The organism is Polynucleobacter sp. MWH-Loch1C5 (genome assembly GCF_018881775.1).
In the GTDB taxonomy this organism is placed as follows: Bacteria; Pseudomonadota; Gammaproteobacteria; order Burkholderiales; family Burkholderiaceae; genus Polynucleobacter.
On sequence record NZ_JACVPR010000001.1, the window covers coordinates 800,931 to 824,408 of the forward strand.

A 23,478-nucleotide genomic window follows, 5' to 3' on the forward strand; every position below is an offset into this window, starting at 1 on the left:
ATGAAACTCTCACTTTCTGAACTTGAAAACAGTCGCGAATTTATTGAGCGACACATTGCCATCTCTAAAGATGATGAAGCTGCACTATGTCAATTCTTAGGCTTTAAAGATCGCACAGCGCTCATTGATGCGGTAGTACCTAGCGGTATTCGTCGTAAAGATACTTTGCCGTTGGAAGGCTTTTCAAGGGCAAAAAGTGAGGTAGATGCTCTTGATTTTTTAAAGGGCGTTGCAAAAAAGAATAAGGTATTTCGTTCATTCATCGGCCAGGGCTACTACGGTACGCACACACCGAAAGTTATATTGCGTAACATTCTAGAAAACCCGGCCTGGTACACCGCTTACACACCTTATCAGCCTGAAATTTCACAAGGGCGCCTTGAGGCGATTATCAATTTCCAGCAAATGTTAATTGACTTAACAGGCATGGATATTGCCAACGCTTCTATGCTAGACGAAGGAACAGCCGCTGCCGAAGCCATGACATTGGCACTTCGCACCTGTAAATCTGAAGCCAAGACATTCTTTGTCGATGAAAATGTGTTTCCACAGACATTAGCTGTAATCAAAACACGCGCAAAGCCACTGGGTATAGAAATCCTGGTTGGCCCTATGGAGCAGGCAAAAGAGTGTGATTGTTTCGCAGCTTTAGTTCAGTACCCCGGTGCTAATGGCAACCTATTTGAGCGAGCCCATTATCAAGCTATTGCCGACGCATTACATGCACGCGGTGCAATCATGATTGCTGCAGCAGATTTATTAGCTCTCACTGTACTCACGCCACCTGGCGAATGGGGTGCCGATGTGGCCGTTGGCAGTGCCCAGCGCTTCGGTGTTCCTATGGGCTTTGGCGGTCCATCAGCCGGCTATCTCGCGACAAAAGATGCGCTAAAACGAAGCATGCCTGGACGCTTAGTGGGCGTCACTATTGATGCACAAGGTAACCCGGCTTATCGTTTAGCGCTGCAAACTCGCGAACAACATATTCGTCGCGAAAAAGCGACATCTAATATTTGTACTGCTCAAGTATTGCTCGCCGTTATGGCAGGCATGTATGCTGCCTATCATGGTCCTGTGGGCTTAAAAAAGATTGCCTTACGGACACATCGCTTAACCAGCATTTTTGCCAAGGCACTCAAAGAACTCAATCTAACTATCGTCAATCAGTCTTGGTTCGATACCCTGACGATTCAAGTGGCGGATGCAGAAAAAATTCATGCTGCAGCAAGAAAATCCGAGCTTAATGTTCGTGCTATCGACCATCACCATGTAGGTGTGTCATTTGACGAAACAACTTCGCGCCATGATTTACAAACTCTCTGGCAAGTATTTGGTGGTAAGGGTACCTTAGATATCGATAGGCTTGATCAGAACTGTGCCTTGTCATTTTCATCCAGCTTAGTTCGTGAATCCGATTATTTGAGCCATCCGACTTTCCACAAATATCATGCCGAGCATGAAATGCTGCGTTATCTCAGACAGCTAGCGGATAAAGATCTGGCTTTAGATCGCACCATGATTCCTTTGGGTTCATGCACAATGAAACTCAATGCCACAAGTGAAATGATTCCTGTCACTTGGCCAGAGTTTTCAAACATTCATCCATTCGCCCCTGAAGAGCAATGGCAAGGATATGCGGAATTAATTTCTCAAACTGAGAAGATGATGTGCGCTGCGACGGGCTATGATGCGATTTCTCTACAGCCTAATGCCGGCTCTCAAGGGGAATACGCAGGACTATTAGTGATTCAGGCGTATCACGAATCTCGTGGTGAAGGCCATCGCAATATCTGCCTGATCCCATCATCAGCACATGGCACCAATCCAGCCTCTGCACAAATGGCTGGTATGCAAGTCGTGGTGGTCAATTGCGATACAGACGGCAACGTTGATTTAGCTGACCTTAAATTGAAAGCCGAAGAGCATTCTAAGAACTTGGCTGCCATCATGATTACTTATCCAAGTACTCATGGTGTTTTTGAATCAGGAGTTCAAGAACTCTGTGAAATCATTCATGCACATGGCGGACAGGTATATATCGATGGTGCCAATATGAATGCTTTAGTTGGCACAGCCGCACCGGGTCATTTTGGCGGTGATGTTAGCCACCTCAATCTTCATAAAACATTCTGTATTCCCCATGGTGGCGGTGGGCCAGGCGTAGGGCCTGTAGCGGTTAAGTCTCATTTGGCGCCCTTCTTGCCATGTTCTTACACTGCAGGCACAGCTGATAAACATCAAGATTTAGATTGGATGCGTATTAGTGCTGCGCCATTTGGCTCAGCCTCCATACTACCGATTTCTTGGATGTATGTGGCAATGATGGGCGCTGAAGGCCTACAAAATGCAACTGAAACAGCGATCTTGAATGCCAACTATATTGCAAAGAAATTAGATGCTTACTATCCAGTTCTTTATAAAGGTAATCAAGGTCTAGTCGCTCACGAATGTATTTTGGATTTACGCGGCATTCAAAAAGCGACTGGTATCTCCAATGAAGATGTGGCTAAGCGACTCATGGACTTCGGTTTCCACGCCCCAACCATGAGCTTCCCTGTACCTGGCACACTCATGATTGAGCCCACCGAAAGTGAATCTAAGTATGAATTAGATCGTTTCATTGAGGCCATGATTACTATCGGTGAAGAGATTAAAAAAGTGGCCAAAGGTGAATTCGACAAGGATGATAATCCACTGAAGAATGCGCCCCATACCGCTGCGGTTGTATTGGCTGATGAGTGGAAACACTCGTATTCCAGAGAGGTTGCGGCCTACCCGGTGTCTCGCTTACGTCGTGTTAAGTATTGGCCACCCGTGGGTCGCGCTGATAACGTATACGGCGACCGCAATTTATTCTGTAGTTGTGTGCCTATTGCGGAGTACGCCGAACAATAAATGTCTATTTAATTTTAGATATGCAAGGGGTCGCGATCGATGTAGTAAGCGACCCCTTTTTTATGGTTCGATTGATTTTGTAAACAAGTATCCAAAATATTTAAGGCCTGCTGCATTGCTGGTCGACTTTTTGCCTCAAGCAATAGCTGTGCTCGCTCTTTGCCTGCGATTTTCATCATGACACGCGGCACCACATCACCCAAAGTCAAATCTCTAGGCCAGGTCCTTTGTTGTTGCGCTTCATGTGCAGCCTCTTGTAACAACTCGGCGGCTCTATCGTAGCTTTTATGCTCCGCATGAATAAGCGCCTGATAACAAGTAGGCGGCAAACCTAAAGCCTGCCTTTCCTCTAATAAATGATTGAGGAAACCTTCTACGTCCAATTGCTGTGCGTACTGATAAACGGTATCTTGCGGAAACTGGCTCACAATCAAAATTTTTGCTTGAGTCCCCAAATTAGTTCTGCCTGCGCGACCCGACACTTGAGCAATTTGAGAAAACAAACGTTCAGGCGCGCGAAAGTCTTGGGTATACAAGGCGGCGTCACAATTTAAAATCAGCACCAGCCCCACTCTTTTAAAGTCATGGCCCTTACTAATCATCTGGGTACCCACAATGATCTCTGCACTACCGTCGTGAACTTTATTAAATAGCTCCTCCGCCGAACCCTTTAATCTGGTGGTGTCCGCATCAATTCTGATGAGCTTGCGGTCCTTAAATACTTCCTCTAAGGTTTCTTCAATTTTTTGCGTACCACTTCCCAGATCTGACAAATCTAAATTGCCACAGTCTGGACATGCTCTCGGTATAGCTTTTTGTAAACCGCAGTGATGGCAACACAAAACATTTCTGTTCTTTAGCTTGTGTATGACCATCTTGGAACTACAAGCATCACAGTTTGAAATCCAAGAACAACTATGGCAAGTCAATACGGGCGCATAGCCCCGACGGTTAATCAGTATCAAAGTCTGTAAGCCTTGATCTAAGGTCTTACGAATTTGTTCTAGCGCATGATCAGGTACAGGATTAGAAATTACTCTTTTTGTCTTTTCTGGTTGAATAATTTCTACATGTGCTTGGATTGCCTCAGGCACGGCCTTATGGCGAATGGTTAGCAATTCAAAACGGCCTTGTTTGGCATTGTTCCAACTTTCTAGGGAAGGCGTAGCCGATCCTAAGAGAATCGGTATCTTCAAATCATTGGCACGCCAAATAGCCAAATCTCGCGCCGAATAACGAACGCCTTCTTGTTGCTTATAGGATGTATCGTGCTCCTCATCGATAATGATGGCTCGCAGATGCGGGGCTGAAACACTCACCGAGAGTCGAGTTCCCAAGATTATTCTTGCTTGAGCCCTATGGGCCTTTAACCAAGCTTGGCCACGCTGAACTTCGCTGAGTGCGCTATTGAGTACCACGATGCTCTCTTGTGGGAATGCCTGCTGAAATAAGTTTTCTAATTGTGGTGTCAAATTGATTTCTGGCACCATCACCAATACTTGTGAGCGAGGGTGCTGACTTAATAACTCCCGAATCCAGTGAAGGTAAACCAAAGTTTTACCTCCTCCTGTGACACCATAGAGTAAATGTGTCTTAGGGCCAGCCGATAAAAGCTGATTGAGCACCACCTTTTGTTCTTCATTCAATGGCATTACAAATGGTGAAATATTCTCAGGCTTTGTTGTTGCCTCTTTTTTTTGTTTTCGCTCCACAAATCCTTTTTCCCAACGTCGATGATCTTTGACCATCGCCGGTAGCATCGGCAAAAGCACTTCACCTAAACTTTTTAAATAATATTGACTGGCAAACTCAGCCAATCTGATGAGCTCAGGACCCAAACAAGTGAGTGGAGCTACAGCCTCTACTTTTTTTAATTTTTCTATTGGATAGTCGCTAAGCTTGGCCTTGGCTATGACTATCCCAGGTAGTCTGCGTGTTCCAAACGGCACACTGACTAATTGGCCCATTTGAGGCTCGGTGGCCTCATCCCAAAGGTAATCAAATAGCTTTTTTAGAGGCAGATCAACGGCAATTTGTACGATCCACTGATTTGGTTTTAAGCCCACAATGCTCATGTTTTACTTTAAGTTATCTCTTAAATTTATTGGTATTAAATGGCTTTTTGCTTGTGGATAATTTTGTGGATAAACCTAGAATATCTTGCTTTAGCAGTATATAGTCTCGAGGCTTGATTTTATAGTCTAATGAACAGCATTAATACAAGTTATTGTTTTTAAATAGTATTTTCTCTTACCATGAGGCTTATACGGCCGGTAACCGAGACAAGTGAGCAAGCACTTACCTTGTGAATAAGTACCTAGTGTAACTACTGAGTTCTGAGAATTTGGGAGTGCTTTTGGACAGTCTCAACCAGGGCGGTGACGTGCTCTGGATTGGTAAATTGAGAGATTCCGTGACCCAAATTAAACACATGCCCATCCAATGCGTGCAGGCCTGGCTTAATGACAGGTGATTGGGATAGGTCATCCAAAATACGTCTAGCCTCGAGGGTGATTTGATCAGGTGTACCAAATAGGGCCAATGGGTCAAAGTTCCCCTGTAGAGCAACCGTCGCCTTATTTTGTACAAGCTCTTGTCTTGCTCTGGCTAAAGAGTAAGTCCAATCCAAGCCAATCACATCTGCACCACATTGTGCGATATCTTTTAACCAAATACCGCCGCCCTTGGTAAAGACCAAAATTGGAATTCGTTGACCATCTTTTTCACGACGCAGGCCAGCAATGACTTTTTGCATCGCCAATAAAGATGTTTTTTGATACCAACCATCTGGTAATAAACCACCCCATGTATCAAATAACATGAGCGCCTGTGCGCCAGCATCAACTTGCGCATTGAGGTAAGCGGTCACTGACTGGATGTTGACATCCAAAATCTTTTGCATCAGATCAGGTCTTTGATACAACATTGTTTTGGTAGTTCTGAAATCATCCGAACCAGAACCTTCAACCATATAACAAGCTAAAGTCCAAGGGCTGCCAGAGAATCCGATGAGTGGCACACGCTGAGACGAACCCTGTATTAATGCACGTCGAATTTCACTGACGGCATCAAACACATATTGCAATTGGCTCAAGTCTGCGACTCGCAACTTAGCAACATCAGCTTCCGTACGTAATGGTTTGCTAAAACGCGGGCCTTCTCCAGCCTCAAAACTGAGGCCCAAACCCATCGCATCAGGTATCGTCAAAATATCAGAAAACAAAATAGCAGCATCCAATGGATAACGATCCAAAGGCTGCAGAGTAACTTCTGTAGCTAACGTTGGGTTTTTTGCAAGCGCTAAAAAGCTACCCGCTTTGGCACGCGTTGCATTGTATTCAGGAAGATAACGGCCTGCCTGGCGCATTAACCAGATCGGAGTACGATCTGTTGCTTCGCCTAAGCAGGCCTTAATGAATCGATCGTTCTGAAGATTCAATTATTTTTTGCGACGGAATTTAGCAAGTGCAGCCAACTGTGCTGCTGCCATTGCAAACTCAGATTGGGCGCGTGCAAAGTCAATTTCACTAGATTGATTCTGCATAGCTTCTTCTGCAGCTTTTTTAGCTTCGTTTGCTTTTGCCTCATCCAAATCATGACCACGAATAGCGGTATCAGCAAGTACAGTGACCTTATTGGGCTGAACTTCTAAAATACCGCCCGCCACGAATACAAACTCTTCATCGCCATTGGCTTTTTCAATACGAACCGCCCCTGGACGAATTTTTGTAATGAGTGGTGTGTGGCCAGGCAGGATGCCTAATTCACCGCTTTCGCCAGGCAGAGCTACAAATTTAGCCTCGCCTGCGAAAATCGATTCTTCAGCACTGACGACATCTACATGGATGTTTGACATGTACGTTCCTTAATGGAATTACTGCAATTTCTTGGCTTTTTCGATCGCTTCGTCGATGCCGCCGACCATATAGAATGCTTGCTCTGGTAAGTGATCTAACTCACCGCTAACAATCATCTTGAAACCACGAATAGTTTCTTTTAATGGTACATACTTACCAGGTGAGCCTGTAAACACTTCGGCTACGTGGAATGGCTGTGACAAGAAACGCTGAATCTTACGAGCGCGAGCAACGGCTTGTTTGTCTTCTGGAGACAATTCATCCATACCCAAAATCGCAATAATGTCACGCAACTCTTTATAACGTTGCAAAGTTGATTGAACGGCACGTGCCACACCATAGTGCTCTTCACCCACCACTTGTGGATCTAACTGACGGCTTGTTGAATCTAATGGATCAACCGCAGGGTAGATACCCAATGCAGCGATGTCACGTGACAAAACAACTGTTGAGTCTAAGTGCAAGAATGTAGTCGCAGGAGATGGATCTGTTAAGTCATCGGCAGGAACGTAAACGGCCTGAATCGATGTAATAGAACCTGTCTTCGTTGAAGTAATACGCTCTTGTAAGCGACCCATTTCTTCAGCGAGTGTAGGCTGATAACCCACGGCTGAAGGCATACGGCCCAACAAAGCAGATACTTCTGTACCAGCCAAGGTGTAACGGTAAATGTTATCAACGAAGAACAAAATATCACGGCCTTCGTCACGGAAACGCTCAGCCATGGTCAAACCTGTCAAAGCAACACGCAAACGGTTACCTGGTGGCTCGTTCATCTGACCGAAAACCATCGCCACTTTATCGAGAACGTTTGATTCTTTCATCTCGTGGTAGAAGTCATTACCCTCACGAGTACGCTCACCCACACCAGCAAACACAGATAAACCAGAGTGTTGCTTAGCGATGTTGTTAATCAACTCCATCATGTTAACGGTCTTGCCCACACCGGCACCACCGAAGAGACCCACTTTACCGCCCTTAGCAAACGGACAAACTAAGTCAATAACCTTAATACCTGTTTCCAAGAGATCAACGGATGGTGACAACTCATCAAACTTAGGTGCCACTTGGTGAATCGCGCGACGCTCATCTGTACCAATTGGGCCGGCTTCATCAATAGGACGACCCAATACGTCCATGATTCGACCCAAAGTTGCTGGGCCTACTGGTACAGAAATAGGCTTGCCAGTATTGGCAACCTTCATGCCACGACGCAAACCGTCGCTAGAGCCCAAGGCGATTGTACGAACAACGCCATCACCCAAAAGCTGCTGCACTTCGAATGTCAAACCTTTTTCAGCAAATGATGCTTCGTTGCTTTCTTCTAATACCAGGGCATCATAGACGCGTGGCATCTGCTCGCTAGGGAACTGAATATCAACCACCGCTCCAATACACTGAACAATATTTCCGTTGCTCATCGTTTTTCTCCGATCACTAATTTAATTCTTTATCAAACTGCCGCGGCACCGCCGACAATCTCCGACAACTCTTTGGTAATAGCTGCTTGACGTGTCTTGTTGTAGACCAACTGCAACTCACCAATCACATTCTTGGCATTATCAGAAGCCGCCTTCATCGCCACCATACGCGCAGATTGCTCAGAAGCCATATTCTCTGCAACGGCCTGATAAATCAACGCTTCGACGTAACGCTTAAGCAGTTCATCAACCACAGACTGCGGATCTGGCTCGTACAAATAATCCCATCCGTATTCTTTGGCTTCTTCTGCACTTTGCTCTAATCGATCACTCGACAAAGGCAATAGTTTTTCAACTACGGGCTCTTGTTTCATGGTGTTAATAAACTTGGTATATGCCAAATAAACAGCATCTACCTCACCATTTTCATAAGCATCCAACTGAACCTTGATTGCACCAATGAGTTTCTCTAAATGCGGCGTGTCACCCAATTGAGTCACTTGAGAAACCACCTTGGCTTTAATTCGGTTCAAAAATTGGAAGCCCTTAGTTCCAATTGCTGTACATGAAACCTCGACGCTTTGTGCGCTGAGATCTTTCAGTGTATTAGTCAAGGCACGCAAGATATTGGTATTCAAACCACCGCACAGACCTTTATCGGTAGTTACCAAAATCAAACCCGCTTTTTTAAGCTCACGCTCAACCATATACGCAGGGCGATACTCTGGATTAGCTTTACCCAAGTTAGCCGCAATATTTCTGACTTTCTCAGAATATGGGCGCGCATTTCTCATGCGTTCTTGGGCGCGCCGCATTTTTGATGCGGCGACCATTTCCATCGCCTTGGTGATCTTGCGCGTATTTTGTACGCTCTTGATCTTGGTTCGTATTTCTTTTGTACCGGCCATATTGGCTCCCTAAATCCTTAGAAAGAAGCAGAACGTTTGTAGTCCTCGATCGCAGCACGCAATGCGGCTTCGTCTTCTTTCGAGAGATCTTTAGTGTCTTCGATACGGCCCACTAAGTCTGCATACTTAGACTTGAGGTGGTCATGCAAACCTTTTTCAAAGGCCAATACATTCTTCACATCGATATCATCTATGAAGCCATTGTTTGCTGCGTACAAAGAAGCAGCCAACTGCCATACTTGTTGTGGGGCGTATTGTGCTTGCTTTAACAACTCAGTCACACGGCGACCACGCTCCAACTGCTTACGTGTGGCTTCATCCAAATCAGATGCAAACTGCGCGAACGCTGCCAACTCACGATACTGAGCTAAGTCTGTACGAATACCACCTGACAACTTCTTAATTACTTTAGTCTGCGCTGCACCACCCACACGAGAAACAGAAATACCCGCGTTAATCGCTGGACGAATACCGGCGTTAAACAAGTCAGTTTCCAAGAAGATCTGACCGTCTGTAATAGAAATCACGTTGGTTGGAACGAATGCAGAAACGTCACCTGCTTGAGTTTCAATCACTGGCAAGGCTGTCAATGAACCTGTTTTACCTTTAACGGCACCCTTCGTGAACTTCTCAACGTACTCTGGGTTAACACGAGCAGCGCGCTCGAGCAAACGTGAGTGGAGATAGAACACGTCACCAGGATACGCTTCACGACCTGGAGGACGACGCAACAAGAGGGATACCTGACGGTAGGCCCAAGCCTGCTTTGTCAAGTCATCATAAATAATCAAGGCATCTTCACCGCGATCACGGAAGTATTCACCCATTGTGCAACCCGCATAAGCAGACAAGTACTGCATCGCTGCAGACTCAGAAGCAGATGCTGCAACAATGATGGTGTACTCCATCGCGCCATGCTCTTCGAGCTTACGCACAACGTTAGCAATGGTTGATGCTTTTTGACCAATCGCTACGTATACGCAATAAATGCCTTTACCTTTTTGGTTGATGATCGCATCAACCGCAACAGCTGTCTTACCAGTTTGACGGTCACCAATGATCAACTCACGCTGACCACGACCAATCGGTACCATGGAGTCAATTGACTTCAAACCTGTTTGAACAGGCTGGCTAACAGACTGACGATCAATAACGCCAGGAGCCACTTTTTCAATAACGTCTGTTAATTTAGCGTTGATTGGACCTTTACCATCAATCGGCTGACCCAATGCGTTAACAACACGACCCAAAAGCTCAGGACCAACAGGTACTTCCAAAATACGGCCAGTACATTTAACTGCATCACCTTCACGGATGTGCTCGTACTCACCCAAAACAACGGCGCCGACAGAGTCACGCTCTAAGTTCAAAGCAAGACCAAATGTGTTGCCTGGGAATTCCAACATTTCACCCTGCATCACGCCTGAAAGGCCATGTACACGGCAAATACCGTCGGTAACAGAAATCACTGTACCTTGATTGCGAACTTCGGCACCAACGCCTACGCCGCTGATTCTATTTTTGATCAGTTCACTGATCTCTGATGGATTGAGTTGCATTTGCTTACTCCTGGGATCTTATTCGTTATGCGCTAAGAGCGACTTGCATGGTGGCCAATCGAGCTTTCACAGAGGTATCCAAAACCTCATCACCGACTTGAACACAAACACCACCAATTAATTCTGGATCTACAGTAACTGTAGGACGAAGTTCTTTGCCGAAGCGCTTTTTCAAGCTGGCTAACAATGAATTCAGCTCTTCTCCGCTTAAGGGGAATGCACTCTTAATTAGCACTTCAGCAGCACCCTCTTTGGCGTTCTTCAAAGTCACAAACTGACTTTCAATTTCGGGTAAAGCCGCAAGGCGCCCATTTTGAACAACCATCGTTACGAGGTTTTTAACAGTTTCCGCGGGCTTAGTTTTAACAGCGCCTAACAAAATCTGCACAAGCTCATCTGCTGATAGCTTAGGATTATTAGCCACGGCCTGTAAGTCTGGGTTACTAGCCACCTGTGCTAACTCGGCCAATTGCTCGGCCCAAGCAGACAGGTCTGCAGATTGAGCGCTACGGAATAGAGCTTCAGCGTATGGTCGGGCAATAGTAGCTAAATCGGCCATATTACAGTTCTGCCTTTAACTGATCTAACAAACCTGCGTGAGCTTTTGCATCAATTTCACGACGCAAAATTTGCTCAGCACCCTTGACAGCTAGAGCAGCCACTTCAGCGCGCAATGTATCTCTTGCTTTTGATACTTGTTGCTCGGCTTCAGATTTGGCTTGGGCAATAATTCTTGCCGCTTCAGCTTGTGCGTTCGCTTTGATCTCTTCTGCAGACATCTGAGCACGCTTTTCAGCTTCAGCAATTCTTTGAGCACCCTCATTACGGGCTTCTGACAATGCTTGCTCAGCACGCTTGGTAGCCAACTCTAAATCAGCTTTACCGCGCTCAGCTGCAGCTAAACCATCAGCGACTTTGGCAGCACGCTCATCCAAGGCTTTAACTAGTGGAGGCCAAACAAACTTGGCTACCACCCACCAAAGGATGAAGAAAACGACCATTTGCGCAAATAACGTTGCGTTAAGGTTCACAGCTAGTTCCTTTCGGTCACGATTGACATACACTCATCGGGCGCTGCACCTATTGGCAGCGACCCAAAAACAGAATCAAAAATTACTTGATAACTGCGAGGAGTGGGTTTGCGAAAGCAAACAACATGGCAACACCAACGCCGATCAAGAAAGCAGCGTCGATCAAACCAGCGAGCAAGAACATCTTAGTTTGTAGTGGCTCCATCAACTCTGGCTGACGTGCACAGGCTTCAATGTATTTACCACCCATCAACGCGATACCCAAACAAGCACCGATCGCGCCTAAGCCGATGATGATGCCGATACCAATTGCTGTCAGACCTTGAATGTTAGCGAGAAAAGCTTGCATGTTGACTCCTAAGTAAAAAAACAGTTAATAAAAAAATCAGTGGTGACTATGTGCTTGGCCGATATAAACCAAAGTCAACATCATGAAGATGAAGGCTTGCAACAAAATCACCAAAATATGGAAAATCGCCCAGGCTGAGCCGGCTATCACGTGGCCAACAAAACCCAAGAACGAAAGATCGACACCAAAATGCCAGATGCCGCCTAACAGAGCGATTAGCAAGAAAACCAATTCGCCTGCATACATGTTGCCAAACAGTCGCATACCCAATGAAACTGCTTTAGCAATAAATTCAATAATGTTTAAGACGAGGTTAAATGGTGCTAAGTACCACTTTGCACCAAATGGGGCTGACAACAACTCGTGCACAAAACCGCCCGCACCCTTAGCTTTGAAGCTGTAAAAAATCATCAAAACTAAAACAGACATTGATAAACCTAATGTGCCGTTCAAGTCAGTGGTTGGTACTAACTTGTGGTGTGGCACGTGCATATGGAATAGGCCCAAGAAACCATTAACGCCATGCACCCAATCTACCGGAACCAAGTCAAGCGTATTGAGCAAAACAATCCAGCAGAACACAAACAAGGCTAATGGAGCGATAAATGTGCGGTCACCATGCACAATACTCTTGGACTGTGTTTCCACCATCTCAACGAGCATTTCAATTAAAGCCTGGAAACGACCTGGAACACCTGCAGTCACGCGACGTGCGGCGAGCAATAAAAAGCCCACCACAATCAAACCCATCATCAATGACCAGAATACGGTGTCTAAGTTAACAACTGTGAAATCAACGATGGATTCCTGCTTACCACCCAAAGTGTTCAAATTTTGGAGATGCTCAGCAATATATTCGGTGGGCGTTAAGGGCTTCGCAACGCCTGCTGCTTCAGTTGCCATTGTTTAAGTTTCCTTTAATCCTAAATTCACTTTCGCACAACCCAGACCAGCAAATAACATTTAAGTGCCAGCACATAGGTCAATAACATTGGCAACCATTTCAAGTCAGCATACAAAAGTACGGCTGAAATAAAGATTGCCACTGTCGCAATAATCTTTAACAACTCTCCCGTGACCAGCGCAAATATTGCCGCTCCTGATCCACCTGCTTTTTTAGTAATCAACTGTGCGCGCATCGCGAACAAGGCCGCTGGCAAAAACGCTGCCAACCCACCAAAAAATGCTGATATGGCCGCAGAGTCTAGCGCAAACGGCTTACCGATCGCTGACCATGCAATAACGGATATCAACGTGACCCCCATCTGCAGCAAAAGAAGCCTTTTCACCGTAATGGCGCTTGGGCGCAATATTTGTTTGCCCAGCTTGGCTTCTAGCTCAGCTCTCGTATACGGTTTAATCTCGTCTACAAGATCTTCAGAGGGGTCATCCCAAGATTGATCTGACAATTTTGGTTTTTGATGACTACCACTTACAAAGCCCCGAGATTTTACCGAATCTGGACTACTAGGGTCAATGTAATTCATAAAAAATTCACACTTCGTTTATGCCAGACCCAATTTCTTAAAGAGAGGGTCTAGCTCATCAAACTGGGTGAACTTGATTGAAATCTCGCCGCCACGACCCTTCGTTTTAATTTGTACATTCAAATTAAACTGATCTGAGAGTTTTTCCTGCAGGCTCAAAATATCAGGGTCAGACTGCTTGCTCTTCAACTTGGTCGGTTTAGCGTTGTTTTTTAGGGTGGCCTGGGTCACCATTTTTTCTGTTTCACGCACGGATAAGCCCTGAGCCAGCACTTTTTGTGCATGCAGTAGCTGTAAATTCGCTGGTAATGCCAAGAGTGCTCGCGCATGACCCATATCTAGCTCGCCCTTGGCGAGCATCTGTTGCACTCCTTTAGGTAATTGATTGAGTCGCAACAAATTAGAAACCGCGCTTCTTGATTTACCAACCACTTGAGCGGCTTGCTCATGCGTATAAGAAAACTCCTCAATGAGTCTAGCTAAGCCCTGAGATTCTTCAATAGGATTTAAATCCTCACGCTGCATGTTCTCAATCAGCGCCATAGCAGCGGCAGTCTTATCGTCTACCTTCTTAATTAAGACCGGAACTTTTTTTAAGCCCGCCTTTTGCGCGGCTCTAAAGCGTCTTTCACCAGCAATAATTTCGTACTGCCCGGCCGTAAGCTCTCGAACCAATAGGGGTTGCATAATGCCTTGCTCACGTATGCTATTGGCTAGCTCATCAAGGCCCTCGTCAGCCATGGTTTTGCGGGGCTGATACTTGCCCGCCTTTAATTGAGTAACGGCTAGTTGCATCATGCCATCACCACCAGTACTTGCCTGCTCCGAGGCGCCGAGAAGCGCTTCTAAACCACGACCTAAACCTTTTTTCTTATTCATAATTTCACATCTTTTGAATACGTTGAATCATCTCAGCGCCAAATTGAATATAGGCCTGAGCACCTCTTGATGATTTATCAAAAATAACGCCTGGCATGCCATAGGACGGCGCCTCAGCCAAGCGAACATTTCTAGGAATAATGGTGCTAAAAACTTTGTCTCCAAAGTGCGCCATCAATTGGTCAGACACCTGCTGCTGCAAAGTAACGCGCGCGTCAAACATCACTCTCAACAAACCAATAATCGTCAAATCGGGATTGAGATTGGCGTGAACTTGCTTAATGGTATTGACCAGATCAGACAAACCCTCTAGCGCAAAATACTCGCATTGCATCGGCACAATCACCCCATTAGCCGCGCATAAACCATTCAAGGTCAACAAAGACAGAGCGGGCGGACAATCAATCAGAACAAAATCGTACCGATCTTGCACAGGATCTAAAGCAAGCTGCAAACGTTTTTCCCGTTGCTCTAAGTCAACCAACTCGACCTCGGCTCCAGCCAACTCCCGATTGGCTGGCAAGACATCGTAAGCCCCTGATTCAGAACGAATTTTTGCCTCTAAAACACTCGTTTCACCCAATAAAACTTGATAAACAGAGGCCTCCAATTGCATCTTATCTATCCCAGAACCCATAGTGGCATTTCCTTGAGGATCTAGATCGATGACTAGGACGCGCTGCTTAAGCGCTGCTAAACCTGCGGCCAAATTGACTGTGGTGGTCGTTTTTCCCACACCACCCTTTTGGTTCGCTACGCAAAAAATTTTTGCCATAAGTTATATCTATTATTGAGTTATTGTTTTCGGGGAATGAGATTGTCGCATGTCTACCAGCCGCAATAAGCGTCTTTGAGCATCTAATCCGGGTATTTTTAGAGGCACATCTTGATCAATGGCCCAAGCTTCCGGGATGGAATTTAAATCCTCTTGGGGCACCTTCGCCTTCATTGCCCACAACGGAGATCCCGGCTGACAAAGCGGTTGCGCTAGGGCAATAAATTGCCCCAAGTCAGAAAAAGCCCTTGAAATACATGTGCTTAAAGTTCCAGGAAAGTCTTTGCTGAGCTGCTCAATACGTCCATGAATGACCTGTACATTGCTTAACTTAAGTTTCGCGACGATCATTTCTAAAAAGGTAGTTTTCTTTTGCACCGCATCGACCAAAACAAAACTCCATTGAGGACGACAAATCGCCAGAGGAATACCAGGCAAGCCTCCTCCAGTCCCCAAATCACCCAGCGTCACATCTGTTTGATCAAAATAAAAAGCATCCAGAGTAGGCAAAACTGCCAATGAATCCAAAATATGGAGCTTCAAAGACTCTTCGCTTTCTTGAATAGCTGACAAATTATGTGTTTTATTCCAGCGCTGAAACTCTGACAGATAGGTAATCAAAGCCTGCTGAGACACCTCAGACAAATCGATTCCCAGCTCCTGAAGGCCATGTTTGAGTTGGTTTTTTAGCTGGGACTCAAGAGCCATCATTGCTTCACCATGGGTTTGCGACCCAAACCCTTTTTCAGGTGAATCAATAAAAGAGAAATGGCGGCAGGCGTAATGCCCGAAACCCTAGACGCCTGACCCAAAGTCATGGGGCGATGTTTGTTTAATTTCTGCTGCACCTCTTTAGATAGACCGGTTACCAGGCCATAATCTAGGTCCTTGGGCAACTGAAGCTCCTCATAATAGGCTTGTCGAGCAATTTCAGTAGCCTGGCGATCAATATAGCCTTGGTATTTAATACCAATCTCTACCTGCTCGGCTACTTGATCAGCCAAGATCAAATCTCGGTCCAAAGGCTTTTCCGCTTGCCAGCGGCCATTAAATGCCGCCATCAAAGCTTGATAACTCATTTCTGGGCGACGTATCAAGTCAGCCAAGGAATATTCATGGGTAATTTCTTGACCCAACAAAGCAGCCGCCTCTTCCTTGGGTAAGTTTCTTGGGGATACCCAGGTTGTTTTTAAACGCTCTGTTTCACGTGAAACAGAATCGCGCTTGCGGCAGTAAAAATCCCAGCGCTCATCATCGACCAGGCCTAGGCGACGCCCGATTTCTGTCAAACGGCTATCGGCATTATCTTCACGCAAACTTAAGCGATACTCTGCGCGACTAGTAAACATGCGATAAGGCTCCTGAACGCCTTTGGTAATCAAATCATCCACCAAAACACCCAAATAAGCCTCATCGCGCTTGGGATACCAGGCTTCTTTTTGCTGAGCCGCTAAAGCAGCATTAATGCCTGCCAGCAAGCCTTGGGCAGCAGCCTCTTCATAACCTGTTGTGCCATTGATCTGGCCCGCAAAATACAGACCCTGAATCACTTTGGTTTCTAAGGTCGCCTGTAAACCGCGCGGGTCAAAATAATCGTATTCAATCGCATAACCCGGGCGCAATATCATCGCATTTTCTAAACCAGGAATACTTCTGACCAACCCCCACTGAACATCAAATGGCAAACTGGTAGAAATCCCGTTTGGATAAAACTCATGGGTAGTTAAGCCCTCTGGCTCCAAAAATATTTGGTGGCTCTCTTTGTCCGCAAAACGGTGGATTTTGTCCTCTATCGAAGGGCAGTACCGTGGTCCCACCCCCTCAATCACACCGGTATACATTGGCGAGCGGTCTAAGCCACCACGAATAATGTCATGGGTCTTATTGTTTGTATGCGTAATCCAGCAAGGCACCTGTTTAGGATGGTGCTCTGGGCGTCCTAAGTAAGAAAACACTGGAACCGGGTCTAAATCGCCCGGCTGTTTTTGCATGACAGAAAAATCAATAGTTCGACCATCGATTCGAGGAGGTGTGCCTGTTTTTAAGCGCCCCTGGGGCAACTTGAGCTCTTTGAGTCTATCGGATAAGCGTACCGCAGCGGGGTCACCGGCGCGTCCAGCGGAATAATGACTTAAACCGACGTGGATTTTTCCGTCCAAAAAGGTTCCTGCCGTTAAAACTATTTTGGGAGCATAAAACTTCAGGCCCAACTGGGTAATGGCACCCTTAACAGCGTCGCCCTCAACGATCAAATCATCAACCGCAGCTTGAAACAATGTCAAATTGGTCTGGTTTTCCAAAGTATGGCGCATCGCCGCTTTATATAAAACGCGATCGGCTTGGGCACGGGTGGCTCTGACGGCTGGGCCCTTACTTGAGTTCAAAATTCTAAATTGAATGCCAGCCCTATCGGTCACCGCCGCCATCGCGCCACCCATGGCATCAATTTCTTTAACGAGGTGGCCCTTCCCAATACCCCCAATCGATGGGTTACAGCTCATTGCGCCAAGCGTTTCTATGCTGTGCGTCAGTAAAAGAGTTTTCGCGCCCATGCGCGCAGAGGCCAAAGCAGCCTCAGAGCCGGCATGGCCGCCACCGATCACGATAACGTCAAAATTAACTGGAAAATCCATTTTTTACCCCTAGGGGCGTGATGATATCACTCGCGCGCTCCGATACAAAACTGTTTCACGTGAAACAGTTAAATATTCAAAGCGTCGTAGCCTGTTTTTAATATGAGGGCGGCAACCACCAGCAAAAAAACTTTTCTAATGAACTGATTACCGTGTTTGAGCGCATATGAAACGCCGACCAAACTGCCGAGCAAATTACAGCTCATCATAGCCAAACCCAATGGCCAATTCAAATGCCCATAGATCCCAAATAAAAGTATGGCTGCTAAATTAGTGGTTGCATTGACCAACTTGGCTGATGCTGATGCATGTAAAAAGTCAAAGCCAAAAACTCGCACAAAACCAATCAACAAAAAACTGCCTGTACCCGGGCCAAAAAAACCATCATAAAACCCGACCACACCCCCTAGTGCCGCAGCCTTCAAAGACGCATGGCGTTGTTCATGAAGCGGGGCGTGATCCAGCCCCAAAGTTTTTTGCCGATAGGTGTAAATCAAGAGCGCCAAAAGAATGATCGGCAATAAAATCCTAAACACCTCCACCGACATACCCTTCACCACCCAGGCCCCCAAAAACGAGCCAAGGAATGCCGTCAAGATAGCCGGAATTAAGACATTATGAGGTAATTTAATTGTTTTTAGGTACTTTTTAGCGGCACTTAATGTGCCGGCAACCGAAGCCAATTTGTTGGTGCCCAAAAGAGTGGCCGGATGAGAGCTAGGGCTCGCGGCAAAAAGTGCGGGAACCTGTATCAAGCCACCACCACCAGCCACCGAATCAACAAAGCCCGCGAAGAATGCCGCCAACAACAGAAAAAGCAGGCCCCACCAGGAAACCGCCTCAAACATTAGATGTTCTCTTGAAGTATTTCGGCCGCTACTTTTTCGGCAAACATCATGGTGGGCGCGGCGGTATTGCCTGAGGTGATCGTAGGCATGACGCTTGCATCCACCACCCTTAAGTTTTCAAAGCCAATCACTTTCAAGCGCGAGTTAACGACAGCTGTAGGGTCGCCTTCTGTACCCATTTTGCATGTCCCAACTGGATGGAAAATTGTTGTGCCAATATCCCCGACCTTTCGCAAAATCTCACTATCGCTTTGAGCATCTACGCCAGGCTTAAGCTCTTGCGGTTGATACGGTTCAAAGGCTTTGCTAGCCAATATTTGTCGTGTGAGCCTAATTGAATCAACCGCAACTCTTCGATCTTCTTCTGTAGCCAGATAATTAGGATCAATCAAGGGGGCATCACTAGGATCCTTTGAGCGAATATGTACCGAGCCTCGGGATGTTGGTCTAAGGTTGGCGATGCTTGCTGTAAAAGCATTAAAGCGATGTAATGGGTCGCCAAATTTTTCTAAAGATAGTGGTTGTACGTGATACTGAACATTGGGCCGATCAAAATTTTTCTCAGTGCTAGTAAACGCACCCAACTGTGATGGCGCCATCGACATTGGGCCGCTACGCTTAAATAAATATTGCAGACCTATCCATAATTTTCCCCACCAACGATGGATTAAGGTATTGAGGGTGGCCAAACCAGTCACTTGATAGACCAAACGAATTTGTAAATGGTCTTGTAAGTTCTCGCCTACGCCCGGCAAATCTTTCTTAACCGCTATACCTAAAGATTCAAGTCTGTCTTTTTGACCGATGCCTGAGCGCTCTAAGATTTGTACAGAACCGATCGCTCCTGCACAAAGCATCACCTCATTATTCACATAGGCCTTGTGGCGTTGGCTACCGCCAAGAAACTCAATACCCGTACAACGATCACCATCAAACAGTAGGCGATCGACTAATGCGCCCGTGATGATGGTGAGATTACCTCGTTTCGCTGCCGGCTTTATAAATGCTCTGGCAGCATTTAAACGCCACCCTTCTTTTTGCGAGACATCAAAGTATGAAACACCGAAATTATTGCCTCGATTAAAGTCATCTACCGCTGGAATACCATTTTCAATCGCTGCTTTTTTAAAAGTTTCTAAGACATCCCACGAGAGTCGTTGCTTAGAGACCAACCATTCACCATTAACGCCATGATATTCATTGGCGCCTGAATGATAGTGCTCCATCTTTTTAAATAAAGGCAAGACTGACTGCCAACTCCAGGAGCTGTCTTGAGTTAGCTTAGCCCAATCATCATAGTCTTGGGCCTGGCCACGCATATAAATCATGCCATTAATCGAAGATGAGCCACCAAGCACTTTGCCACGAGGGTAAATCAAACTGCGTTGGTTTAGACCTGGCTGGGGGTTGGTTTTAAACATCCAATCAGTTTTCGGATTGTTAATGCAATATAAATAGCCCACCGGAATATGAATCCACAAATAGTCGTCTTTAGCACCCGCATCAATCAATAAAACCTGATTATTCTTGTTTTGAGTTAAACGGTTGGCCAATACGCAGCCTGCGCTACCAGCGCCGACAACTATATAGTCGTATGTATCTAGTTCAATGTCTTGCTCATGTATTTCGCTCACGATGCATCCTTGGCATTTAAATACTTCAGATAAGCGTCTTTGGCTTTATCGCTGAGGCCATCAACGGGTAAACGTACAGAACCTTGAATAATCATCATGGCGTATGGTTTAGCTAAAGCTGAGGCCTCTTGGCACAACTCTAAACAATCGCCCTGTGAAGGAGATAAGTTACGCCAGTAGTTAATGGCAGCCTCGAGCTCTTGTAAAGAAATAAACATCTATGCCTCTGCCAACATAGTGCCGCGACATTTTTTATGTCCGCAATAGCACGCATATTCTTTCTTCATTTTTTTTGTAATTTTGTCTTCGACCACTAAACCGTAGTCATAAAAGAGCTCATCACCCTTAGCAATATTTTTTAGCGCGTAAAGAAACACGCGGGTACCTTTTTTTGCGTCTTCTTCTAACGCTTGGCAATTAGGCTTACAAGAGTGGTTGATCCACATCGCCTCATTGCCACCATATTTTGCGTCGATGACACAACCGTCTTCAAGACCAAAATAAAAGGTATGGTTAGGTTGAGATGGATCGTGTGGGTGACGCCTGAGAGCCTCATCCCAATCTATCACTTGACCAATGTACTCAATAATCTGGGTCCCTTTGGGAATGTCTTGTTTAGCAAATACACCCCGACCATGTACCGTAGACTGCCTAACTTCAATTAGGCAGTCCTTTTTCTTGCTTTTCTTAGACATCGATATTTCTGGCGATTAGTGCGTTATCTTCAATGAAGGCTCTGCGTGGTTCAACTTCATCACCCATCAAGGTTGTGAACACTTGGTCAGCCAAGATGGCATCTTCAATTTGGACTCGTAACAAAGTTCTGGTATTCGTGTCCATCGTTGTTTCCCAAAGCTGTTCTGGGTTCATCTCACCAAGACCCTTGTAACGCTGTCTTGAAATGCCACGCTCTGCTTCTGATAAAAGCCACTCCATGGCTTCTCTAAAGTCTTTAACTTTCGCCTCGCGGGTATTTTTATCAGGATCTCCACGGCGAACGGTTGCACCGGCACCCACAGAGCCCTTCAATAATTTTGAAGCCTCTACCAAAGCGGCGTAATCAGCACCATGTACAAAATCTGAATCGATCACAGAAATCTTGACGTTGCCATGGATGCGTCTAGAAATTAAAAGACGATAGCGTTCGGTTCTCTCTTCTTTTTGTACGGTAATGCTTGGTGGGTCCACCCGAACATCCTGCGCACTCAGATAGGTCTTCAGTGCATTAGCTGATGTTTGAGCTTGAGACTCTTGATCAAGGCTGAGCTCAACTCCAGCAGCAATGGCACGGATGGATTCTTCGTCCATGGTGCGTGACAAACGATCAACAACGCTTTGAATAGTCTGATAAGCATTGGAGAATTTTTGCAACTCTTCGCCCGCAATCGTTTGCCCATTTTCAAGGACAATGCTGGCATTTTCTAAAGCCTGTTTTAACAAGAAAGCATTCAGTGCCGTATCGTCTTTAATATATTGCTCGTGCTTGCCTTGCTTGACCTTATACAAAGGCGGTTGTGCAATGTAAATATGCCCTCTTTCAATTAACTCGGGCATTTGACGATAGAAGAACGTTAATAACAGAGTACGAATATGGCTACCATCCACGTCCGCATCCGTCATGATGATGATTCTGTGGTAGCGCAACTTATCTGGGTTGTATTCTTCTTTACCAATCCCCGTGCCCAAAGCAGTAATTAAAGTAACTACTTCTTGGCTACTTAGCATTTTGTCAAAGCGAGCTTTTTCAACGTTAAGGATTTTTCCTTTTAAAGGCAAAATCGCTTGGAATTTTCGATCACGACCTTGTTTGGCTGAGCCTCCCGCAGAATCGCCCTCGACAATAAAAAGTTCAGATTGAGCGGGATCCTTTTCTTGGCAATCGGCCAATTTACCAGGCAAGCCTAGGCCATCTAATAAGCCTTTTCTGCGCGTCATTTCACGCGCTTTTCTTGCAGCCTCTCGCGCCCTTGCAGCCTCAACAATTTTTCCGCAAATGATTTTTGCGTCTTGTGGGTTTTCTTGTAGGTACTCAGTCAATGCGGCACCCACGACTTCTTCTACAGGCCCTCTGACTTCGCTAGAAACTAATTTGTCTTTTGTTTGGCTGGAAAACTTAGGCTCAGGTACTTTGACAGATAAAACGCAAGTTAAGCCTTCGCGCATATCGTCACCATTGATTTCTACTTTGGCTTTTTTAGCTAGTTCTTCTTCATCAATGTATTTATTGATGACTCTCGTCATTGCAGCGCGCAGGCCTGTTAAATGGGTACCACCATCGCGCTGCGGAATGTTATTGGTAAAGCACAAGACTTGTTCGTTAAAACCATCATTCCACTGCATAGCGACTTCAACGGTAATTTGACCACCCAAATCAGATGGTTTATCCCCCAATGAATAGAAGATATTGCTATGTAAAACAGATTTATTTTTGTTGATGTACTCAACAAAACCTTTGACCCCACCAGAGAAAGCAAAATCTTCTTCTTTACCAGAACGCTGGTCAATTAGACGAATATGGACACCGTTATTTAAGAAAGAGAGTTCGCGAATTCTTTTTGAAAGAATCTCGTAGTGATATTCAATATTTCCGAAAATTTCTTCGTCAGCTAGGAAATGAACTTCTGTACCACGCTTATCTGTATCACCAATCACTCTAATAGGTGATGTCATGGCGCCATTTTGCTCAACTAATTCTCTATTTTGAGCAACACCACGAGCAAACTCCATGAAATGGACTTTGCCATCACGACGCACGGTTAAGCGTAACCACTTTGACAATGCATTAACACAACTGACACCTACACCGTGAAGACCACCAGATACTTTGTAACTGTTTTGGTCAAACTTACCACCTGCATGTAATTCAGTCATCACGATCTCAGCAGCACTTCGCTTTGGATCATGCTTGTCATCAAATTTGATACCCGTTGGAATACCGCGACCGTTATCAATAATTGAAATTGAATTGTCTGTATGAATTGTTACTAAAATCTCTGAACAATGTCCTGCTAGGGCTTCATCAATTGAGTTATCGAGAACTTCAAACACTAAATGATGAAGGCCCGTACCATCAGATGTATCACCGATATACATCCCAGGGCGTTTACGAACAGCCTCTAAGCCTTCAAGAATTTGAATTGAGGATGCGCTGTACTGTTGTTCAGCCGTTTTAACTTCTGCGTTCATTGATTGTCTTTATTTG

Annotated in this window: 21 protein-coding genes; 1 reads left to right on the forward strand and 20 read right to left on the reverse strand. The window is 45.6% G+C overall.

Annotation, left to right across the window (positions count from 1 at the left end; genetic code table 11):
* Positions 1 to 2,895, forward strand: a complete 2,895-nt coding sequence (gcvP, locus tag ICE94_RS04085; RefSeq protein WP_216149133.1) for an aminomethyl-transferring glycine dehydrogenase — start codon at positions 1 to 3, stop codon at positions 2,893 to 2,895.
* Positions 2,896 to 2,909: 14 nt separating this feature from the next.
* On the opposite strand, the gene priA is transcribed toward gcvP, so the two are convergent.
* The 20 genes from priA to gyrB form a co-directional block, all read right to left on the reverse strand.
* The gene (gene priA / locus ICE94_RS04090) at positions 2,910 to 4,970 is read right to left on the reverse strand and encodes a primosomal protein N' (protein WP_216149135.1); all 2,061 of its coding nucleotides are present in this window, start codon (positions 4,968 to 4,970) and stop codon (positions 2,910 to 2,912) included.
* A gap of 251 nt (positions 4,971 to 5,221) precedes the next feature.
* Positions 5,222 to 6,334: a uroporphyrinogen decarboxylase gene (hemE, locus tag ICE94_RS04095; RefSeq protein ID WP_216149137.1), complete on the reverse strand. Its 1,113-nt coding sequence runs from the start codon at positions 6,332 to 6,334 to the stop codon at positions 5,222 to 5,224.
* Positions 6,335 to 6,751, reverse strand: a complete 417-nt coding sequence (locus ICE94_RS04100) for a F0F1 ATP synthase subunit epsilon (RefSeq protein ID WP_216149139.1) — start codon at positions 6,749 to 6,751, stop codon at positions 6,335 to 6,337. It abuts the gene before it with no gap.
* Between the two features lie 18 nt (positions 6,752 to 6,769).
* Entirely contained in the window at positions 6,770 to 8,173 is a 1,404-nt protein-coding gene (atpD, locus tag ICE94_RS04105; protein WP_216149141.1) for a F0F1 ATP synthase subunit beta, read from the reverse strand.
* A gap of 32 nt (positions 8,174 to 8,205) precedes the next feature.
* Positions 8,206 to 9,081, reverse strand: coding sequence for a F0F1 ATP synthase subunit gamma (gene atpG / locus ICE94_RS04110; RefSeq protein WP_216149143.1), 876 nt, complete (start codon positions 9,079 to 9,081; stop codon positions 8,206 to 8,208).
* A 17-nt stretch (positions 9,082 to 9,098) separates the two neighbouring features.
* On the reverse strand, positions 9,099 to 10,640 hold the full coding sequence (atpA, locus tag ICE94_RS04115; protein WP_216149145.1) for a F0F1 ATP synthase subunit alpha: 1,542 nt from the start codon (positions 10,638 to 10,640) through the stop codon (positions 9,099 to 9,101).
* 25 nt (positions 10,641 to 10,665) lie between these two features.
* Positions 10,666 to 11,199 (reverse strand): F0F1 ATP synthase subunit delta, encoded by a 534-nt coding sequence (locus ICE94_RS04120; RefSeq protein WP_216149147.1) that lies wholly within the window; start codon positions 11,197 to 11,199, stop codon positions 10,666 to 10,668.
* A 1-nt stretch (position 11,200) separates the two neighbouring features.
* Complete coding sequence (locus ICE94_RS04125; RefSeq protein WP_216149149.1) at positions 11,201 to 11,671, reverse strand: F0F1 ATP synthase subunit B; 471 nt, start codon at positions 11,669 to 11,671, stop codon at positions 11,201 to 11,203.
* Between the two features lie 82 nt (positions 11,672 to 11,753).
* Positions 11,754 to 12,020: a F0F1 ATP synthase subunit C gene (gene atpE / locus ICE94_RS04130; protein ID WP_216149151.1), complete on the reverse strand. Its 267-nt coding sequence runs from the start codon at positions 12,018 to 12,020 to the stop codon at positions 11,754 to 11,756.
* A 36-nt stretch (positions 12,021 to 12,056) separates the two neighbouring features.
* Positions 12,057 to 12,923 (reverse strand): F0F1 ATP synthase subunit A, encoded by an 867-nt coding sequence (gene atpB, locus ICE94_RS04135; RefSeq protein WP_216149153.1) that lies wholly within the window; start codon positions 12,921 to 12,923, stop codon positions 12,057 to 12,059.
* Between the two features lie 26 nt (positions 12,924 to 12,949).
* Entirely contained in the window at positions 12,950 to 13,507 is a 558-nt protein-coding gene (locus ICE94_RS04140) for an ATP synthase subunit I (RefSeq protein WP_216149154.1), read from the reverse strand.
* 18 nt (positions 13,508 to 13,525) lie between these two features.
* Entirely contained in the window at positions 13,526 to 14,386 is an 861-nt protein-coding gene (locus tag ICE94_RS04145; protein WP_216149155.1) for a ParB/RepB/Spo0J family partition protein, read from the reverse strand.
* Positions 14,387 to 14,390: 4 nt separating this feature from the next.
* Positions 14,391 to 15,161, reverse strand: a complete 771-nt coding sequence (locus tag ICE94_RS04150; RefSeq protein WP_216149157.1) for a ParA family protein — start codon at positions 15,159 to 15,161, stop codon at positions 14,391 to 14,393.
* Positions 15,162 to 15,173: 12 nt separating this feature from the next.
* Positions 15,174 to 15,872 (reverse strand): 16S rRNA (guanine(527)-N(7))-methyltransferase RsmG, encoded by a 699-nt coding sequence (rsmG, locus tag ICE94_RS04155; RefSeq protein WP_216149159.1) that lies wholly within the window; start codon positions 15,870 to 15,872, stop codon positions 15,174 to 15,176.
* Positions 15,869 to 17,794, reverse strand: a complete 1,926-nt coding sequence (gene mnmG, locus ICE94_RS04160; RefSeq protein ID WP_216149161.1) for a tRNA uridine-5-carboxymethylaminomethyl(34) synthesis enzyme MnmG — start codon at positions 17,792 to 17,794, stop codon at positions 15,869 to 15,871. Before mnmG ends, rsmG begins: the two co-directional genes overlap by 4 nt.
* Before the next feature lie 68 nt (positions 17,795 to 17,862).
* Positions 17,863 to 18,642, reverse strand: a complete 780-nt coding sequence (locus ICE94_RS04165) for a TSUP family transporter (RefSeq protein ID WP_216149163.1) — start codon at positions 18,640 to 18,642, stop codon at positions 17,863 to 17,865.
* Positions 18,642 to 20,276, reverse strand: coding sequence for a GMC family oxidoreductase (locus tag ICE94_RS04170; RefSeq protein ID WP_370623775.1), 1,635 nt, complete (start codon positions 20,274 to 20,276; stop codon positions 18,642 to 18,644). The genes ICE94_RS04165 and ICE94_RS04170 overlap by 1 nt, the downstream gene beginning before the upstream one ends.
* Positions 20,273 to 20,494, reverse strand: coding sequence for a DUF3717 domain-containing protein (locus tag ICE94_RS04175; RefSeq protein ID WP_216149165.1), 222 nt, complete (start codon positions 20,492 to 20,494; stop codon positions 20,273 to 20,275). The genes ICE94_RS04170 and ICE94_RS04175 overlap by 4 nt, the downstream gene beginning before the upstream one ends.
* Entirely contained in the window at positions 20,495 to 20,971 is a 477-nt protein-coding gene (locus ICE94_RS04180) for an SET domain-containing protein (protein ID WP_216149167.1), read from the reverse strand.
* Entirely contained in the window at positions 20,964 to 23,462 is a 2,499-nt protein-coding gene (gene gyrB / locus ICE94_RS04185; RefSeq protein WP_216149169.1) for a DNA topoisomerase (ATP-hydrolyzing) subunit B, read from the reverse strand. Before gyrB ends, ICE94_RS04180 begins: the two co-directional genes overlap by 8 nt.
* Positions 23,463 to 23,478: the final 16 nt, after the last annotated feature.

Bases quoted from the DNA above. Each gene is read 5' to 3' on its own strand.
- ICE94_RS04145 (WP_216149155.1), bottom strand. From the start codon at position 14,386: ATGAATAAGAAAAAAGGTTTAGGTCGTGGTTTAGAAGCGCTTCTCGGC.
- ICE94_RS04175 (WP_216149165.1), bottom strand. From the start codon at position 20,494: ATGTTTATTTCTTTACAAGAGCTCGAGGCTGCCATTAACTACTGGCGT.
- atpE (WP_216149151.1), bottom strand. From the start codon at position 12,020: ATGCAAGCTTTTCTCGCTAACATTCAAGGTCTGACAGCAATTGGTATC.
- atpA (WP_216149145.1), bottom strand. From the start codon at position 10,640: ATGCAACTCAATCCATCAGAGATCAGTGAACTGATCAAAAATAGAATC.
- ICE94_RS04165 (WP_216149163.1), bottom strand. From the start codon at position 18,642: ATGTTTGAGGCGGTTTCCTGGTGGGGCCTGCTTTTTCTGTTGTTGGCG.
- atpD (WP_216149141.1), bottom strand. From the start codon at position 8,173: ATGAGCAACGGAAATATTGTTCAGTGTATTGGAGCGGTGGTTGATATT.
- ICE94_RS04180 (WP_216149167.1), bottom strand. From the start codon at position 20,971: ATGTCTAAGAAAAGCAAGAAAAAGGACTGCCTAATTGAAGTTAGGCAG.
- ICE94_RS04120 (WP_216149147.1), bottom strand. From the start codon at position 11,199: ATGGCCGATTTAGCTACTATTGCCCGACCATACGCTGAAGCTCTATTC.
- ICE94_RS04140 (WP_216149154.1), bottom strand. From the start codon at position 13,507: ATGAATTACATTGACCCTAGTAGTCCAGATTCGGTAAAATCTCGGGGC.
- ICE94_RS04100 (WP_216149139.1), bottom strand. From the start codon at position 6,751: ATGTCAAACATCCATGTAGATGTCGTCAGTGCTGAAGAATCGATTTTC.
- atpB (WP_216149153.1), bottom strand. From the start codon at position 12,923: ATGGCAACTGAAGCAGCAGGCGTTGCGAAGCCCTTAACGCCCACCGAA.
- gyrB (WP_216149169.1), bottom strand. From the start codon at position 23,462: ATGAACGCAGAAGTTAAAACGGCTGAACAACAGTACAGCGCATCCTCA.
- rsmG (WP_216149159.1), bottom strand. From the start codon at position 15,872: ATGATGGCTCTTGAGTCCCAGCTAAAAAACCAACTCAAACATGGCCTT.
- mnmG (WP_216149161.1), bottom strand. From the start codon at position 17,794: ATGGATTTTCCAGTTAATTTTGACGTTATCGTGATCGGTGGCGGCCAT.
- gcvP (WP_216149133.1), top strand. From the start codon at position 1: ATGAAACTCTCACTTTCTGAACTTGAAAACAGTCGCGAATTTATTGAG.
- ICE94_RS04150 (WP_216149157.1), bottom strand. From the start codon at position 15,161: ATGGCAAAAATTTTTTGCGTAGCGAACCAAAAGGGTGGTGTGGGAAAA.
- atpG (WP_216149143.1), bottom strand. From the start codon at position 9,081: ATGGCCGGTACAAAAGAAATACGAACCAAGATCAAGAGCGTACAAAAT.
- priA (WP_216149135.1), bottom strand. From the start codon at position 4,970: ATGAGCATTGTGGGCTTAAAACCAAATCAGTGGATCGTACAAATTGCC.